Raw genomic sequence first — 16625 nt, forward strand, 5'->3', positions numbered from 1 at the left:
AAGCTGTGGCGATCGGTTAACAAGGTGATGGAATGCTCCCTGAAATTGCACATTTTTCACTTATTCTGGCAACTGTACTGGCGTTGTTTGGCACCGTCATTCCTGTGCTCGGTGTGGTTAGATCGCGACAGGATTGGCTTCGCTATGCCTGGCCGTTCAGCTATTGCTGTTTCGGGCTGATTGCGCTGTCGACAGTGCTGCTGGGCTGGAGCTTCCTGCTGGATGATTTTTCGGTCAGGTATATAGCACAGCATTCAAACAGCCAACTTCCGATGTTTTTTAAACTGGCTGCTGTCTGGGGTGGGCATGAAGGGTCGTTACTGTTCTGGGTTTTGGCGCTGTCAGGTTGGACAGTCGCTGTTGCCCGCTGTTGCCGCGAACGTGATGAGGACTATTTTTCCCGGGTGCTGGCAATACTGATGTTGCTGGTTTTTATCTTCGGGGTGTTTGTGCTGCTGGCTTCTAACCCGTTTGTAAGAATGATGCCGGTACCGCTGGAAGGGCGTGATCTTAACCCTATGTTGCAGGATATCGGACTGATTCTGCATCCGCCGATGTTGTACCTGGGGTATGTCGGTTTTGCCGTCAGTTTTGCCTTTGCCACTGCCGCCCTGACAACCCGAGAGCCGGTTACTCAGTGGGCGGCGTGGTGTCGTCCCTGGACGCTGGGCGCCTGGATTTGCCTGACCGCTGGTATCGGGTTGGGCTCATGGTGGGCGTATTACGAACTGGGATGGGGCGGCTGGTGGTTCTGGGATCCGGTTGAAAATGCGTCACTGATGCCATGGCTAACCGGAACGGCACTGGTTCACGCTCTGCTGATTACGGCTTTCCGGCAAGCTCTGGTGGGTTGGAGTCTGTTGCTCGCCATTTTCACCTTTTCACTTAGTGTGCTGGGCACATTTGTGGTGCGTTCGGGCGTACTGACTTCGGTACATGCGTTTGCGGTCGACCCTGCCAGAGGGCTGGCGCTACTGGCAATTCTGTCACTGATCCTGATTGTGGCGCTGGTACTGTTTGCCCTTCGGGCAGAACGCTATTTTTTCCCGGCTCAATTTGGTCTCTGCTCGAAAGAAGCCATGGTGTTAATCGGTAATAGCCTTCTGGCTGTGGTGACGCTGACGGTACTGCTGGGTACCTTTTATCCCATGGTGTTTCAGGCACTGGGGCTGGGGAATATCTCGGTGGGTGCGCCTTATTTTAACGCGATGTTTATTCCGCTCAGTTTTCTGGTTTTTACCGTGATGGGGTTCGGAGTGCTGATTCGGTGGCACAAACTCAGTAGTGAAGCTCTTATTGTGCGCGCGTTGGCACCTATGTCAGTCTCGGTGGTGATGGGTGTTGCGCTCTCTGTGCTGTTCGAACACGGTGTCAATCTGACCGTTTGTCTGGCCTTTTCTACGGCCCTTTGGGTCAGCATTACGGCAGTTCAGGCAATGTTATTACGCTTGCGGGCGAGGAAAACCAAACAGCTTAAAGGCGGAGGAATACGCCAGCTCGGCATGGTCATTGCTCATCTTGGGGTGGCCGTCAGCATCATTGGGGCGGTATTAGTCAGTCACTATGAGGAAGAAATCAGTGGCCGAATGGGGCCGGGCGATCTACTCAGCTTAGGGCACTATCAGTTTATTTATGATGAGACAGCCCTGTTGATTGGCCCTAACTACACTGCGGAGCAGGCCAGAATTCAGGTTCGGAAAAACCATGAACCAGATGCCCAGATACTGGCGGTGATCACCCCAGAACGCCGTCATTATTCAGTGCGTACTCAGACAATGAGTGAACCGGGTATCCATGCTTTCTGGCACGGTGATGTGTATATCTCGTTGGGCGAAAAACTAAACCGGACTGATTACGCGGTGCGGATTCAATACAAGCCTTTTATACGTTGGTTATGGTTGGGAGGATTACTGATGATGGCAGGGGGGATACTGGCAATTTGCAGTTTTCGCCGTCAACGCGCAGCGCACAGGCAAACGCCGTCTCCGGTTCTCAATCAGACCATCTGTGTCTGGCAGTCTGTATCTGGCGATGAACGCCGCTGACAGAAGTGACAGCCGTCAATGTATCGGGCGGTCGGATATGACATACATATAGAAAAATTACTGACATTGTGAAGTCATTGTAGTGTGGACGTTATGGCAAAACACAGTCGATATTTACCACTGATCCTGACCTTTACTGTTATCGCTGTCATTGTGGGGGCGATGTTAAAAGGTAAAGAAAGTGCAGGAGTAACAATAGAAAACAAACCTATGCCTGATTTTACGCTGGCATTGCTGGACGCTAAAGGGCGGGCCGATCAAAGGGTATTTCAAGGGCAGCTGAGCCTGCTGAATGTTTGGGCATCCTGGTGTGCGGTGTGTCAGGTTGAACATCAGTTTCTGATGCAACTGGCCACTGATCCTGAGCGTTTGCATGGGGTCAATCTGGTTGGGCTGAATTATCGGGATAATCGGGCCGCTGCCCAACAGGTGCTGGTGCAGGAAGGTAACCCGTACCGTACTGTGCTGTATGATCCAAACGGGCTGCTGGCTCTGGACCTGGGAGTGTATGGCACGCCGGAAAGTTATCTGGTTGATACGGAAGGGGTTATCCGTCATCGCTATATGGGGGCGTTAACGCCGAAGGTCTGGCAGAAAGAGTTCGTGCCGCTGATTACTTCGTTGCGTCAGGCAAGCTATTGAGTCGCTGACATACCATTAGTGACTCAAAATAGCTCCTGCATGGTCATCAAATACGGTGACCCAACGGAGTTAAATACAATGGCAAACGTGCTGTCGTAGATGAATGGATTAAAAAACATGTGGGAAAGTGTGGCAAATGGCATAAAACGACTCTGGCTTCGTTTGTTGGGGAAGCCTGCGGTTGCTGAACAGACGCTGTCGGCTGGCGTGTTGATATTGCTGCTCGGGGGACCAATGTTGGCGGCATACCCGGTGATGGCTCAAGAGGCTCCTATATCTGTGGTACAGCAATCGGCATCGACCACAATGACTGCGTCGCTGTCTCGGGCTTTGCCTCAAACTGGAAACGTGGCAGTGTTTACAGCGTCGGATAAAGTGGTGACTGAGGCGGTCGAGACTTTTCGCTTTCGATCGGCAGCAGAGCAAAAACGGGCAATTGCCTTGTCGCGCCAGCTTCGATGTCCCCAGTGCCAGAATCAGAATCTGATTGAATCTAATTCACCGGTGGCCAAAGACTTACGGCTGAAAGTTTATCAAATGGTCAATGAAGGGCAGAGCAATGAGGCGGTGATTGGGTTTATGACATCGCGTTTTGGCGAGTTTGTCCGATATAAACCGGCGTTGACCCCGCAAACTTATTTACTCTGGGGCGGGCCATTTTTATTACTGGCGGTATTCGGTGGGATTATCATGACCACTATTTGGCGTCGCTGAATGATTGCCAGCAAGCCTAATTTGGCGGGGTAGAGGGTAACCTCGGCCCCGCTTTTATTTTGCCGTCGCAGTGTCCTGCTTATTGGATTGGGCTAATACAGTACAGAGTCCGTGAAAGGGATGCCTGATTTAAGCCTCTGTTGTTTGGGTTCCTGCAGGCTGGGCTCCTGAGCTTTGAGTTTCTGAGTTTTGAGTTCCAGAGGTTTGGGACTGAGTATATTGGGTCTCAGTTTTTTGGATCCCAATCTTATTGCTCTTGGCTGCGCTATTGACCGAATTTGACAGCAAAATCGCCATCAGTTTACGGCCTAACAGCACCAAACTACATGGCAGAAACCAGCAGGCATGGGCACTGTACAGAGGTAACCACTCGGACAGTAAAGAGTCCAGATTCGCTGGCATCATCTCCAGGATACTCATGGCATCCAGCGTGCCGAAAGCGAAGGCGACAGTGATCACCGCGACATATGTTGCCTGATACTGTTTGTCTGCTGGGTAGAACAGCGCGGCCAAAATCAGTGCGATTGCCACCGGGCAGAGTACCAGAATGGCAGGCAGGCTCAGCGCGAGAATTTGTTCTAGTCCTACATTGGCAATCAGGGCTGTTACCAGCACAACGATGGTGGCGCTACGGCGGAAAGGGACGTTGAACGTCTGCTGATAGTATTCAGTACAAGCATTGGTCAGGCCGACAGTTGTTGTCAGACAAGCCATGATGATAATCGCGGCCAGCAAAAATTGTCCGAAGCCACCGAAGCTGTGCGCGACGTAGCGGCTCAGCAATTCACCACCGTTGGTGACCCCTTCCGCTATCGGGGCGGAGGTTGCGCCAACGTAACCCATGGCCAGATAGCACAATCCCATCAGGAAGGCATAAATCAGAGCCACTTTCAGAGTAATGCGGCGAACGGTAGATGCTGCTGTTACTCCCTTGTTGTTGATGTTTTTGATCACTACCCAGCCAAAGCCAACAGCAGCAATTGCATCCATGGTCATGTAACCCTGAACCAGCCCTTGCGTCAGTGCCAGATCTTCGAACTTGCCGATGGCTGCTTGTGGCGCAGCAAGGGGAGAGACCACGGCAGTGATGGCCAGCACGCACAGCATCAGAATTAACAGCGGGGTCATGATTTTGCCTATGTAATCCACCAGTTTTCCCGGATGAAAGGCCAGCAGCAGGGTCAGGGCACAGAACAGAACAGAAAAGGTCAGCAGGTGATCACCTGAAAAGAAAGGTTTGATGCCCATTTCGTACGCGACGGTGACCGCGCGCGGCATGCTGAATGCCGGGCCAACGGCTGTCAGCAATGCGACCCAGATCAGTGTGGCCAGCCAGGTTGGTAGTGGCTGAGTCAGCTGCTTGCTGTCACTCAGGCGGCCGAACACGATCAGTGTCAGGGCAGGTAAGCCGACGGCGGTGATCAAAAAGCCCGCCATTGCCGGCATCAGCTGTTCACCGGCTTCCAGTCCTAGAAAAGGCGGAAAGATAATGTTCCCGGCACCGAGAAACATGGCGAAGGTCATGAGGCCGAGGGCCATTATGTCATTTGTTTTCATGGACGAATCCTTCTGCATACCAAAGTATTTTGCTTAGGACCGTCAGACAGCTGGGGAAAAATAAGATAGGTGTGCTCATCTTCCGTCAGCCTGGCTGACGGAATGTGCCGCCAGCCTAGATAACGATGACCAAGACGACGACTGCGACGACAGATTGTGTTGCACGTAATACCGCACGCTTGGCTTTCGCCAAGAGCAAATCAGCAGATTTTGCGGGATTAGTGAAAATGTTCAGCATAAAAAGATTTATCAATTATTACGGGCAACGGACACAACATATAAGCAAATTCCGCCTCTGTAAACTGATTCATTGAATTTTTTAAGAATTTCAGGCGAAAAAATCATCACAACTGACTCATTACATGCCGACGAAAACACCGAGAAAGCAGGGCTTGGCGGGCAAATAACCATGTCCAGCTCTGTTGTGGCTGTCATGCATTGGTAGCAGCCATGCATTGATAGCGGGCGTTGAATTGATAGGGGCGTTGGGGCCGGTACTTTCTGGTCTTGTGCTCGTTTTTGTTATTGGTCTTGCTGTAAATCGAATATCCAATCAGGACGAGCTGTACGAGAACACCTTTCAATGCAGAGCCGTTTCGGTGAAATGTTTGAGGGAAAAGCGCGATAAAAGCTATCTCTCATCGCGACATTTCCTGCTCAATTACAGCATTTCCTCTTCACTTACGGCCTGTTTTTGGAAAAAATTACGCATTTTCGGTAGACGGTGACGCTGTGTTTGTTCTCGATGCCACCATACCGACTACCAGAACAAGCAGGCAAGGCGGCAACCAACTGGCGTGCGCGCTGTACAGCGGCAGGTAGCGCTCCAGCATGGGTTGGACTGATTCCGGCAGCATGCCCAGAATACTCAGGGTGTCCAGCCCGCCAAAAACCAGCGTGGTCGCTACCGATGCAAGGTACACCGACTGGCGGTAGTGAGACGACTGGCGCTTAGCACCGGAAAAACACATGGCAGTCAGTACCAGTGTGATGGCCACCGGGCACAGAACCAGAATAACAGGCAAGCTGACGGCAAGGATCTGGTTCAGGCCAAAGTTTGCCACGACACCTGTCAGTACCACAACGATAGTGGCGGTCAGTGCAAACGGGGTGCTAAACGTTTCACGGTAATACTCAGCACAGGCGTTAGTTAGACCAACTGTGGTGGTCAGGCACGCCATGATGATGATTGCCGCCAGCAGGTACTGACCGTAAACACCGAACACCTCTGCGACATACAGGGTCAGAATTTCACCGCCATTGCTGGCTTCGCTGGCCACTGAGGCAGAGGTGGCCCCCACATATGCCATTGCTAGGTAACAAGCCGACATCAGAACGGCGTAGATCAGCGTAACTTTTACCGTGATTCCTGAAAGATGACGGCTGTTACCCCCATTTTTATTAAGGATAGCTTTGATGATGACCCAGCCAAAACCCACAGCCGCAATCGCGTCCATTGTCATGTAACCCTGGATCAAACCTTCTGTAACAGGGCGCATTTCATAACCGGCTGACGCGACTTTCAGGGTATCTAACGGAGCGATCACCGCGCTCGCAGCCAGAGCAAGCAGTAACAGAACCAGCAGAGGAGTCATCACTTTGCCAATGTAATCAACCAGTTTCCCCGGGCGAAAAGCCAATATCAGTGTCAGGGCAACAAAGCCGGCTGAGAACACCATCAGAGAATCTGATTCCACGAGAGGTTTGATTCCCATTTCGTAAGCGACTGTGACAGCGCGGGGCATGCCAAATGCCGGTCCGATGGCAGTGAAAAGCAGTACCCAAAAAGTGATCGCAAGGGGTTTTGGTAATGCTGATGTCAGTTGGTTGCTGTGGCTAAGGTGGCCCAACACAATCAGAGTCAGCGCCGGCAGGCCAACAGCCGTGATCAGAAATCCCAGCATTGCCGGTAGGAATGCTTCTCCTGCCTGTAGTCCGAGAAAAGGCGGAAAGATGATGTTCCCGGCACCCAGAAACATAGCGAAAGTCATCAGGCCGATTGCTAATAAATCATTTCTTTTCAATGGACAAGTCCTCAAATTGACTACTCGGTAGTCAGTGTTTATTGGGACCGTCAGGAAGGCTGAGGAAAAACAGAGAAAGATTACGGCGATTTCTCCGTCAGCCTGGCTGACGGAGAAAGCCGCCAGCCTAGTTAATAATCACTAGAATAGCGGCAATAATGGCACGTGCTGCAAACGACACAGGAGTAGTCAGCGAAGGCGCGCAATCAAATTGTAATTGTGTGCTGCGAAACATGGCTTAAACCTGGTCGTTAGTATTGAAAACCTCTTCAACATATAAGCAAAAATTCACCGTGTAAATACTTTTCTAGACATTAACGCTAAAAAAACTTTTCTATTTGGTTGTATTCCCTGATGGAATTTTTTGAGCAGAAATACTTAATCGGCCAGCATGTCGCAAAAAGAGAAGCCAGATAAATAGGTGTCTTGTAAACAGCAGCCTCGTAAACAGAGCACTCTGAAAGGAGTAAGCCGAAAGCAAATGATATCGTTGGCAAGCGCGAAAATGTGGCGCTCTGCGAAGCATGAAGCATGAAGCATCGGGCGGGCTAACTTCTGACATCAAAGCTATCCCCAGCGGTGCTATACAGACGCATTTGTGAATATGTTCAAGTGCCGTTTAACGTATTATGTGCTGTGACAGAGAATTTCTCTCATCATCGTATTGCCACTGGAGGAAAGAGTGCTTAAAGCCATTCATCATGCCGCGATTATTTGTTCAGATTATGAATTATCGAAGCATTTTTACAGCCAGGTGCTGGGATTACGGATCATTTCTGAGCAATATCGTGCTGAGCGTGATTCCTACAAGCTGGATTTAGCGTTGCCGGATGGCAGCCAGATTGAGTTATTTTCCTTCCCGTCACCGCCAGCGCGCCCGAGTTTTCCTGAGGCTTGTGGCCTAAGGCATCTTGCCTTTGCCGTCGATTCGGTTGAAGAAGTGGCAGATTACCTGCAAAAGAAAGGTGTGGCAGTAGAGCCCATTCGAACAGATGCAGTGACCGGGAAGCGTTTTACTTTCTTCCAGGATCCGGATGGGCTGCCTTTAGAGCTGTATCAGATTTGAACGGTTGATTCAGCAGAAATGGCTAATGGAATGGCCAGTTATCAGCTGAGAATGCCGGATAGCAGGGCAGCAAATACCAGACTCGCCACTCCGTAAAAGCCAAACTCAATGCGAGACTCTGTAGCACTGGTTTCTTCAGTTGATTTAGCGGTCGCCATAGTAAAAAAAGAACCGCCTGACAGGCCAATCAACAGTACGATAAGGCCGAAAAGCGTACCTTCAATAAGAGATGTCAGATCCATGCTTGTATCCTTTGTGGCACGGTGAAACTGGTGGCGGAATGATACACTTCAATTCCCGTTTCGCAAAGGGATTTAACGATATAAACCTTATCAAAAACAAGGTTTTATGGGTGGTTTCTGGTAGGAGGTAGGCTGAAAACAGGCCGGAAATAGGCTGTCATTAAGTGCGATACAGGCGGTAAGTATTGGCTTACCGCCTCAAGCTGGTCATGAAAATCAGCAGGTTGGCATAATTATGGCCTCATGTCCGTGAAATTCAGAATAATGTTTCAACCCATTGGGACACGTTATAGTCCTCATCAGCGACGCAGAGGTAGCGCCATTTGTCAAAAGTCAGGCAAGGATGCGATGTGGAAAAAGCGATCATATCGCCGACTGACAGATCATGCCCTTCGGGAACCTCAACAAAGGTGTGTTGATCCATAATGGCGATGGCCTTTAGCCCATCAATATCAAGAGTATGACCATTACGGTAACCGCGCTCAGGAATAGGCAGCCCGGCATCAAAAGCCACATCGCGCTTACCCATCCCGATCACCGCTTTGCCCGGCTCCGGTCTGGAAATCACGTAAGCCCAAATCTCCAGTGCTGATTCCAGGTCACCGCCTAAATCACAAGTCGCCCCTTGATTGCGTTCCGCGCGTGCCATCACGTTTGCCTGCGCATCTTGATAAATACCGGTATCGTGAATCAGGTAGCAGCCGGGACGGATAATTGCCAGCAGGTGAGGGTGATCAGCGAAGCTCTCGGCGACAACATCGTACCAGGCCGAGCCAGCGCCGGTAATGACAGGCTGGGAGCGAGTAATCAGCTGTCGCTCAGTAAGATGTTCAACGGTGTTTATCGCGCTGGCCAGAAAGGCGCGGATGTCTGCTTCCGCATTGGCCCCGTGGATCACCCCTTCGTACACTTCGATACCACAGAGGATCAGCCCAGGCAGCGTGTGGATGGTTTCGGCCAGTGCGACAACGTCCTGCTCAGAGCGACAGCCACAACGACCGCCAGGCACCCCATACTCGATCAAAACGTGTAACGGTTGCGATCCTTGCTCAAATGCCTGACTGAGCTGGCGGGCATTTTCAGCGGAATCAACACAGCAATAAAACGTGACGGCGTGTTGCTGCTGCAGGCGCCGGACCATTGCAATGTTTGCTTTGCCGACTAACTGGTTGGCCATCAGGATATGCTTGGCACCTGCCTCAACGGCGACTTCAGCTTGTGGCGCGGTAGCCACGGTGATTCCCCATGCCCCGGCTGCCAGTTGTTGCTCAAACAGGGCTGGGGTCATGGTGGTTTTGCCGTGAGGTGCCAGCTGAACCTGATGGTGGCGGGCAAACTGCTGCATCCAGTTCAGGTTGTTAGTCAGTGAGGATTGCCGAAGCACTGCAGCAGGCAGCGAAATCTCTTCGTGAATCAGGCTGTATCGGCCGCTTTCCTTTTCATTTACCCAAATCCCTTTAGTACCTACAGGCCATTTTTTGTGATGGCTGTCTTGATATTTACTAACATACTTTTTATTTGCTTGGTTCATTTATTATTCTCCTAACATAGCTCTCAGGGCTTGTTATTGCTGCCTTTTGGCTTGTTGATAATATTTGTGATGTTAGAAACTATCAAACATTATCGAATGATTTGTGCTGTTTCTCACTGTTTTGCACCCGCCCTGAATCTACCATTTGCTGTGTCGAGAGAGGTGAAAGCCGTGACGATTGAAGTCGATATTGTTTCCAGAATTACTGAACGATTTTCGCAATTACGTGAGGCCGAAAAGAAAGTGGCCATGCTGGTGATGGATGATTTAGCTGCAGCCTCGGGCTACAGCATCAGCCAGCTGGCAGAAGAGGCCGGGGTCAGTGAAGCCACCATTACCCGCTTTGCCAAAGCGGTGGGTTGCAAGAATGTCCGTGACCTGAAACTAAAGCTGGCACAGTCGCTGGCTCTGGGGCAGCGGTTCATTCATGAATCGCCGGATCAGTCCGGTATTCAAGGGGTTTATGAATCGATCAAAAACGTGATCAACATAAATCGTAAAGTTGTGAATGAGCAGGATGTGGCGCAAGCCGTCGAGTTGCTACAGAACGCGCGGCAAATTCTGGCTGTCGGGATGGGGGGCGGTTCCACCATTCTGTCTCAGGAGTTGCAATACCGCCTGTTCCGGCTCGGGTATGCCGTTACGGCTTACAACGACGGATTGCTGGCTCGTATGGTGGCAGCCACTGCCGACAGCAATGATGTGATGGTGGTGATTTCCGCGACCGGCTACACCCCGGAAGTGGTGGAACCGGCTTCAATTGCGAAGCAGTACGGGATGAGCGTCATTGCCATTACAGCCAAGGATTCTCCGTTGGCAGAAGTCAGTGATCTTGTGTTGCCGATAGTGACCAAGGAAACCGATTTTATCTATAAACCATCGGCTTCACGTTACGCGATGATGGCAATGATTGATGTGTTGTCAACGGAACTGGCACTGAGCCATAAACGCCGGAGCCGTGACAAATTGCGCCGCCTGAAGATGGCGCTGGACAGCCATCGCGGTGGAGAAGACCGCCAGCCTCTCGGCGATTAACCACAACCTCACCGGAACAGTCGGTCGGGTTGTGAAGCTTAGCGAAAGAAAGAAGGAAGTTTCATGCAGTTCGATACCGTATTCCGAAATGTTCAGGTTGTTGACGGCACGGGTGCCGAGCCTTACCACGCTGATGTTGCCATCTCCGGGGATCGTATTGCAGCCATTGGTGACCTGGCGGGATGCCAGGCGACTGTGGTGATTGACGGTGATGGTAAAGCGCTGGCACCGGGCTTTATTGATGTTCACACCCATGACGACACCAACGTGATCCGCTATCCCGACTGTCTCGCCAAAATCAGCCAGGGGGTGACCTCGGTTATTGTTGGCAACTGCGGGATCAGCGCCTCACCGGCCGTGCTGGCAGGCGACCCGCCGGACCCGATGAATTTGCTCGGCAAGCAGGCTGATTTCCAGTATCCGACGTTTACGAACTATGCCCGCGCGGTTGAGCAGGCAGCGCCTGCGGTCAATGTGGCGGCGTTGGTTGGCCATACCACGTTACGCAATAACGAAATGGATGACCTTTACCGTGCGGCGACCCCCCTGGAAATTCAGGCGATGAAAGCACGTCTGCGGGAGGCGATGCAAGCCGGTGCGTTGGGCCTCAGTTCGGGGCTGGCTTATGCCTCTGCCAAACAGGCTCCGACCGAAGAGGTGATGGCGCTGGCGGAAGAATTGGCGGCCTTCGGCGGGATTTATACGACCCACATGCGCACTGAGTTTGAAGAGATTCTGGCTGCAATGGAAGAAGCCTTTGCAACCGGACGTCACGCCCGAGTGCCGGTGGTGATCTCTCATCTTAAATGTGCCGGTGCCGGAAACTGGGGACGAACCGTTGAAGTGCTGAAGTTAATGGAAGCAACCAGCCAGCACCAGGATGTTGCCTGTGATTGTTATCCGTATTCGGCCAGCTCGTCCACGCTGGATCTGAATCAGGTGACGGACGATTTCGACATCTTTATTACCTGGTCAGAAGCGTTACCGGAGCAGGCGGGAAAAACCCTGAAGCAAATTGCTGACGAAATGGCACTGCCGTTATTGGATGCGGCCAAAGCGTTGCAACCGGCCGGTGCGGTTTACCACTGTATGGATGAAGCAGACGTTGAGCGGGTGCTGAAATATCGCCTGACCATGGTGGGGTCGGATGGCTTACCGAATGATCCGCATCCGCATCCACGACTCTGGGGCGCATTTCCCCGGGTGCTGGGTTATTACAGTCGGGAACGCCAGCTATTTTCGCTGGCACAGGCTGTCCACAAAATGACGGGTATGTCGGCAAGGCGGTTTGGTCTGGCTGACCGTGGGGAAATACGCGAAGGCGCTTATGCGGATCTGGTGTTGTTTGACCCGAACACCATCATTGATGTGGCGGATTTCGCCCATCCCATTGCGGCAGCCAAAGGCATTGAGCAGGTAATGGTGAATGGCCATACCAGCTATCTGAACGGGGAAGTCAGTCCCCAACGTTGCGGGCGGTTTTTGTACCGTCAGCAGCGCTGAATCTGGCTCTATTTTTGATTCTTGATTCTTAATTCTTGGCCTGGCATGAACCGACGCCGTTTGCAGTTCGATTCGATGACAGACCTGATTTTAGCAACCACATTGGAGTAAGCAATTATGACTATCACACGCTATGGCATTGAAGGCGGTACAGGTACCGGCGGTCAGCACCTGCCATTTGCCCGCGCTACGCAGGCGGGAGGTTTCCTGTACGTCTCCGGCCAGACGCCAATGATTGATGGCGAAGTGGTGGAAGGCGGTATTGTTGAGCAATCGCGTCTGGCAATCCAGAACTGCGTCAACATTATGGAAGAAGCCGGTTATGGCCTTGAAGACGTGGTGCACGTGAAGGTTGTCCTGACCGATGCCCGTTATTTCCAGTCATTCAACAAAGTGTTTAAAGAATTCTTTGGCGAGCACCCACCGGCACGTATCTGCATGGTCTGTGATCTGGTGGTCGACGTGAAAGTGGAAGTGGACGTTACCTGCTACCGCGAAGATCGTCGCTAGTTCGAGGAATACCTGGTTCCGGGCGAACACCGTAAACCGCGGGTCGGATGAAGCCTAAGCAAAGTTAGCGCGGAGCAACCCTGAGCGTTCAGCGCTGACTCTGAATATAACCGAAATGCGGTGCGGTTGATAAAACTAACGTCAGGAAAAAGCCGGGAAAAACGCCAGGAAACTGGAAGAAGGTAAGTCGTTATTACCTTCTGCAAGATCTGAGGCAACATGGCTCTGAGCGGTTTCCAGAGCAACCGATAAAGAAAAAGGTTGGCAAAGTACCAACCCTTTAAAAAACAAACTGAAATATCAGTAAATCGCGGGGAAGGGAAACCCACGTCCCCAAGCAAATAAAAGCATAAACCAACTGAAGCAATAATCTTCCTTACAATTCATAAAGATAACTGTTCCAGCTGGTATAACGGATTATAAGAGGTATGGAATGAACAGTACACTCTTTCTCACCGGGTTCGGTGCGTATGTGGTTTTTTTAATCTGGCTGGGTTGGTATGTCTCCCGCCATCAGAAATCTGGCGAAGACTTCCTGCTCGGCGGGCGAGGCTTGCCTCTGTTCCTGGTGCTTGGCACCACGGTCGCCACCATGGTCGGGACGGGCTCCAGTATGGGCGCGGTCGGTTTTGGTTATGCAAATGGCTGGGCCGGTACCCTGTACGGGATCGGTGGCGCAGTCGGGATTTTGTTGCTGGCCTACTGGTTTGCCCCGGTTCGTAAACTGAACTTCATGACCATGAGTGAAGAGCTGTCTTACTATGTCGGTGCCAACAAGATCGTGAAAAATGTCGTCGGAATTCTGATTTTTATCGCCTCAATTGGCTGGTTGGGCGCGCACATTCTTGGTGGCGGCATGTACCTGGCATGGATTGCCGACATTGATCTCAATACGGCAAAAATCATTATCGCTGCGGCCTTTACGATTTATGTTGTGATTGGCGGTTATACCGCGGTGGTTTGGACCGATACCATTCAGGCAATCATCCTGTTTGCCGGATTTATCCTGATGGCGGTGTTGTCGGTGCAGCACATTGGTGGGCTTGAAAACCTCTATGCAGCGATGGATCCGGCTGCTGTGAGTGTCCTGGGTATCGAAAAACTGGGGATGATTCCTGCGTTGTCACTGGCACTGGTTGTCGGGGTCGGGATTCTGGCAACCCCTTCTTTCCGTCAGCGTATTTATTCGGGTAAGGATGTGCAGACCATTCGCCGCTCGTTTACGATGTCTGGCGTACTGTACCTGTTTTTCTCCATTATTCCTGCGGTTATCGGGATGTCGGCCCACGCTATCAACCCGGATCTGAATAATGCCAACTATGCCTTTCCGTACGTTGCCGCCACGGTACTGCCGGTCGCAGTCGGTATGATTGTGCTGATTGCCGGTCTGTCTGCCACTATGTCGAGCGCCAGTTCCGATGCGATTGCCGGGGTGTCTATTCTGCTGCGCGACATCTACATCATGTTTACCGGCAAAGTGCCGGGCAAAGACAAAATGGTGACTTACTCACGCTATGCACTGGTGATCTGTATCAGTCTGGCCCTGCTGTTCGCACTGACGTCAAACGACATCATTGGCTACATCACTAAAATGATCTCGACCGTGATGTCAGGCATGTTTGTCTGCGGCATGCTGGGACGCTTCTGGAGTCGTTACAACTGGCAAGGTGCCTTGGCTACATTGGCTGGCGCGTCAGCGGCTTCTTTCTCTGTCATGCTGAATGCGGAATGGGGAGCGTTCTGGGGTAACCCTGTAATACCGTCGGTATTGACCGCTCTGGTCGTCGGAGTCGGCGTGAGCCTGCTGACACCCGCCAATACTGTCACGAAGGAAGAGGCGAAAGCGTTACTGGATGCCGAACGTGCCGCGATGGAACAGAACCAGGAGCCGGATTTAGAAGGCCGTCCTGTAGAAGCAAAATAATTCTCTAAAACTCGTCAAAATGCAGGTCTTTGTTGTGATGTAAGGCCTGCATCATCGATTACGCTTTAATGACAACTCTTAAAAACACTGAAGGTGACAGCGTGAACATTGCATTTTTTGGTGAGTGTATGGTGGAGCTCAGCGGCCAACCGCTACGGCGTACATTCGGTGGCGATACGCTCAATACTGCGCTGTATCTGTCACGCCTAGGGGCCAGCCGTCATCTCTCCGTCAGTTACGCAACCGCATTAGGTGTCGATAATATCAGCCGGGATATGCTCAGTGCCTGGCAGGAAGAAAACATCGATACCCGGCTGGTTCGCAAACTGGAAAATAAATTACCGGGTCTTTATCTGGTTGAAACTGAGCCCAATGGTGAACGTCATTTCCATTACTGGCGTAATGACAGTGCGGCGAAATTCTACTTTGCGACCGATCTCTCGCCGCTGGAGCAGGCCATTGATAATCACGAGTTTGATGCGCTGTATATCAGTGGCATCAGCCTGGCCATTCTGGCGGAAGAAGCAAAAGCCACATTGATTACTCTGCTGGAAAAGCATCGCCAGCATGGCGGTAAAGTGATGTTTGACAATAACTTTCGGCCGCAGCTCTGGACGGCAAAACAGGCCCAGTACTGGTACAGCCAAGTATTGCGGTTTGTCGATATTGCGCTGGTCACTGAAGACGATGACCACAAAGTGTGGGGAAATAGCGACATAGTTGCCCGTTGCCGGATGTTTGGCTGTGAGGAAGTGGTGATTAAGCGCGGCTGCGATCCGTGCAAAGTGGTCAGCCACTTACAATCGGCTGAGCCGACAGTGACTTATGTGGCTGCCAATCAGGTTGAACACGTAGTGGATACCTGTGCAGCCGGGGACTCGTTTGCAGCCGGTTATCTGGCGGGTCGCCTTACCGGCGCTGATGAAACCCAATCTGCAGAATTAGGGCACCAGTTGGCTGCGATTGTTATTCAGCACCCGGGGGCGATTATTCCTCGCGAAGCGATGAGTGCGCTTTTGTGACAGATAGCCGTAACGGAAATTCTGACCGAACAGCTTTCACGACATAGTGAACTAAAGCGTAATCGGAAGCCTGACCAAAAGTCCTGATCAAAAAATTGACCAAAAAGTTTGGCCGAACACATTGATAGAAAAGCATTCTTGTGAAAAAGGAACTCTCAGTACATGTCTCAGCAACTAATTGAAAAACTACAGTCGTATAAAATTATTCCCGTCATCCAGATTAATCAGGTCGAGCAGGCGGTTCCGCTGGCTAAAACGCTGGTGGAAAATGGTTTGCCGGTGGCCGAAGTAACGTTTCGTACCGAAGCGGCAGCAGAAGCCATCCGGCTGATGCGTGAAGCGTACCCGGAGCTTTGCATTGGCGCGGGCACGGTTTTGAATGCTGAACAGGTTGACCGGGCAGTAGCGGCCGGCGCGGAATTTATTGTCGCACCGGGTTTGAATCCGAACACGGTACGATACTGTCAGCAGCAGGGTATTCCGGTCGTGCCGGGCGTAAACAACCCGAGTCAGGTTGAGCAGGCGGTTGAGTTGGGTCTGACTTTTCTCAAGTTCTTCCCGGCTGAGGCCTCGGGCGGAATCAATATGATCAAATCCCTGCTGGCACCGTACGTCGATATTTCTCTGATGCCGACCGGTGGAATCAGTAAAGCCAATGTTCGCGATTACCTGGCGATTGACCGGGTGGCCTGCTGCGGCGGCACCTGGATGGTGGCACCTTCACTGATTGATAATGGCGACTGGGAAGAAATCGGTCGTCTGGTGCGAGAGGCGGTAGAGCTGGTCGCCTGATGTAACAGGGCAATAGTA

At 51.6% G+C, this 16625-nt stretch carries 14 protein-coding genes; 10 read left to right on the forward strand and 4 right to left on the reverse strand.

Translation table 11 applies throughout. The features are described from left to right. Positions 1-32: 32 nt before the first annotated feature. From C9I92_RS12700 to C9I92_RS12710, 3 genes are all read left to right on the forward strand, one after another. Positions 33-2045, forward strand: coding sequence for a heme lyase CcmF/NrfE family subunit (locus C9I92_RS12700; RefSeq protein WP_084712432.1), 2013 nt, complete (start codon positions 33-35; stop codon positions 2043-2045). A gap of 93 nt (positions 2046-2138) precedes the next feature. Further along, positions 2139-2687, forward strand: a complete 549-nt coding sequence (locus C9I92_RS12705) for a DsbE family thiol:disulfide interchange protein (protein ID WP_053061704.1) — start codon at positions 2139-2141, stop codon at positions 2685-2687. Positions 2688-2804: 117 nt separating this feature from the next. Then, the gene (locus C9I92_RS12710) at positions 2805-3401 is read left to right on the forward strand and encodes a cytochrome c-type biogenesis protein (RefSeq protein WP_242551854.1); all 597 of its coding nucleotides are present in this window, start codon (positions 2805-2807) and stop codon (positions 3399-3401) included. 129 nt (positions 3402-3530) lie between these two features. On the opposite strand, the gene brnQ (C9I92_RS12715) is transcribed toward C9I92_RS12710, so the two are convergent. Next, a complete protein-coding gene (brnQ, locus tag C9I92_RS12715) occupies positions 3531-4958 on the reverse strand; it encodes a branched-chain amino acid transport system II carrier protein (RefSeq protein ID WP_084712433.1) in 1428 nt (475 codons plus the stop codon). 704 nt (positions 4959-5662) lie between these two features. Continuing rightward, on the reverse strand, positions 5663-6982 hold the full coding sequence (gene brnQ / locus C9I92_RS12720) for a branched-chain amino acid transport system II carrier protein (RefSeq protein ID WP_047883470.1): 1320 nt from the start codon (positions 6980-6982) through the stop codon (positions 5663-5665). Positions 6983-7664: 682 nt separating this feature from the next. On the opposite strand from brnQ (C9I92_RS12720), the gene gloA2 reads away from it, so the two are divergent. Further along, positions 7665-8048 carry an SMU1112c/YaeR family gloxylase I-like metalloprotein gene (gene gloA2, locus C9I92_RS12725; RefSeq protein WP_047883471.1) on the forward strand — a complete coding sequence of 128 codons (384 nt, stop codon included), beginning with the start codon at positions 7665-7667 and terminating at the stop codon, positions 8046-8048. Positions 8049-8089: 41 nt separating this feature from the next. Here the strand turns inward: gloA2 and C9I92_RS12730 are convergent, their stop codons facing one another. Both C9I92_RS12730 and C9I92_RS12735 read right to left on the reverse strand, forming a co-directional pair. Continuing rightward, complete coding sequence (locus C9I92_RS12730; RefSeq protein WP_047883472.1) at positions 8090-8290, reverse strand: hypothetical protein; 201 nt, start codon at positions 8288-8290, stop codon at positions 8090-8092. Between the two features lie 256 nt (positions 8291-8546). Beyond that, a complete protein-coding gene (locus C9I92_RS12735; protein WP_047883473.1) occupies positions 8547-9821 on the reverse strand; it encodes an amino acid deaminase in 1275 nt (424 codons plus the stop codon). 171 nt (positions 9822-9992) lie between these two features. Between C9I92_RS12735 and C9I92_RS12740 the strand changes: the two genes are divergently transcribed. From C9I92_RS12740 to C9I92_RS12765, 6 genes are all read left to right on the forward strand, one after another. Beyond that, a complete protein-coding gene (locus tag C9I92_RS12740; RefSeq protein ID WP_047883635.1) occupies positions 9993-10856 on the forward strand; it encodes a MurR/RpiR family transcriptional regulator in 864 nt (287 codons plus the stop codon). Between the two features lie 63 nt (positions 10857-10919). After that, entirely contained in the window at positions 10920-12359 is a 1440-nt protein-coding gene (locus C9I92_RS12745) for an N-acyl-D-amino-acid deacylase family protein (protein ID WP_047883474.1), read from the forward strand. A gap of 117 nt (positions 12360-12476) precedes the next feature. After that, positions 12477-12869: a RidA family protein gene (locus C9I92_RS12750; protein WP_047883475.1), complete on the forward strand. Its 393-nt coding sequence runs from the start codon at positions 12477-12479 to the stop codon at positions 12867-12869. 433 nt (positions 12870-13302) lie between these two features. After that, positions 13303-14793, forward strand: coding sequence for a sodium:solute symporter family protein (locus tag C9I92_RS12755; protein WP_047883476.1), 1491 nt, complete (start codon positions 13303-13305; stop codon positions 14791-14793). 68 nt (positions 14794-14861) lie between these two features. Beyond that, positions 14862-15815, forward strand: coding sequence for a sugar kinase (locus C9I92_RS12760; protein ID WP_242551855.1), 954 nt, complete (start codon positions 14862-14864; stop codon positions 15813-15815). Between the two features lie 162 nt (positions 15816-15977). Continuing rightward, positions 15978-16607 (forward strand): bifunctional 4-hydroxy-2-oxoglutarate aldolase/2-dehydro-3-deoxy-phosphogluconate aldolase, encoded by a 630-nt coding sequence (locus C9I92_RS12765; protein WP_047883477.1) that lies wholly within the window; start codon positions 15978-15980, stop codon positions 16605-16607. Positions 16608-16625 lie beyond the last annotated feature (18 nt).

Source organism: Photobacterium ganghwense, assembly GCF_003025595.1.
Taxonomy (GTDB): domain Bacteria; phylum Pseudomonadota; class Gammaproteobacteria; order Enterobacterales; family Vibrionaceae; genus Photobacterium; species Photobacterium ganghwense.

Bases quoted from the DNA above. Each gene is read 5' to 3' on its own strand.
- C9I92_RS12730 (WP_047883472.1), bottom strand. From the start codon at position 8,290: ATGGATCTGACATCTCTTATTGAAGGTACGCTTTTCGGCCTTATCGTA.
- C9I92_RS12710 (WP_242551854.1), top strand. From the start codon at position 2,805: ATGTGGGAAAGTGTGGCAAATGGCATAAAACGACTCTGGCTTCGTTTG.
- brnQ (WP_084712433.1), bottom strand. From the start codon at position 4,958: ATGAAAACAAATGACATAATGGCCCTCGGCCTCATGACCTTCGCCATG.
- C9I92_RS12705 (WP_053061704.1), top strand. From the start codon at position 2,139: ATGGCAAAACACAGTCGATATTTACCACTGATCCTGACCTTTACTGTT.
- C9I92_RS12700 (WP_084712432.1), top strand. From the start codon at position 33: ATGCTCCCTGAAATTGCACATTTTTCACTTATTCTGGCAACTGTACTG.
- C9I92_RS12755 (WP_047883476.1), top strand. From the start codon at position 13,303: ATGAACAGTACACTCTTTCTCACCGGGTTCGGTGCGTATGTGGTTTTT.
- C9I92_RS12735 (WP_047883473.1), bottom strand. From the start codon at position 9,821: ATGAACCAAGCAAATAAAAAGTATGTTAGTAAATATCAAGACAGCCAT.
- C9I92_RS12750 (WP_047883475.1), top strand. From the start codon at position 12,477: ATGACTATCACACGCTATGGCATTGAAGGCGGTACAGGTACCGGCGGT.
- C9I92_RS12760 (WP_242551855.1), top strand. From the start codon at position 14,862: ATGACAACTCTTAAAAACACTGAAGGTGACAGCGTGAACATTGCATTT.
- C9I92_RS12745 (WP_047883474.1), top strand. From the start codon at position 10,920: ATGCAGTTCGATACCGTATTCCGAAATGTTCAGGTTGTTGACGGCACG.
- C9I92_RS12765 (WP_047883477.1), top strand. From the start codon at position 15,978: ATGTCTCAGCAACTAATTGAAAAACTACAGTCGTATAAAATTATTCCC.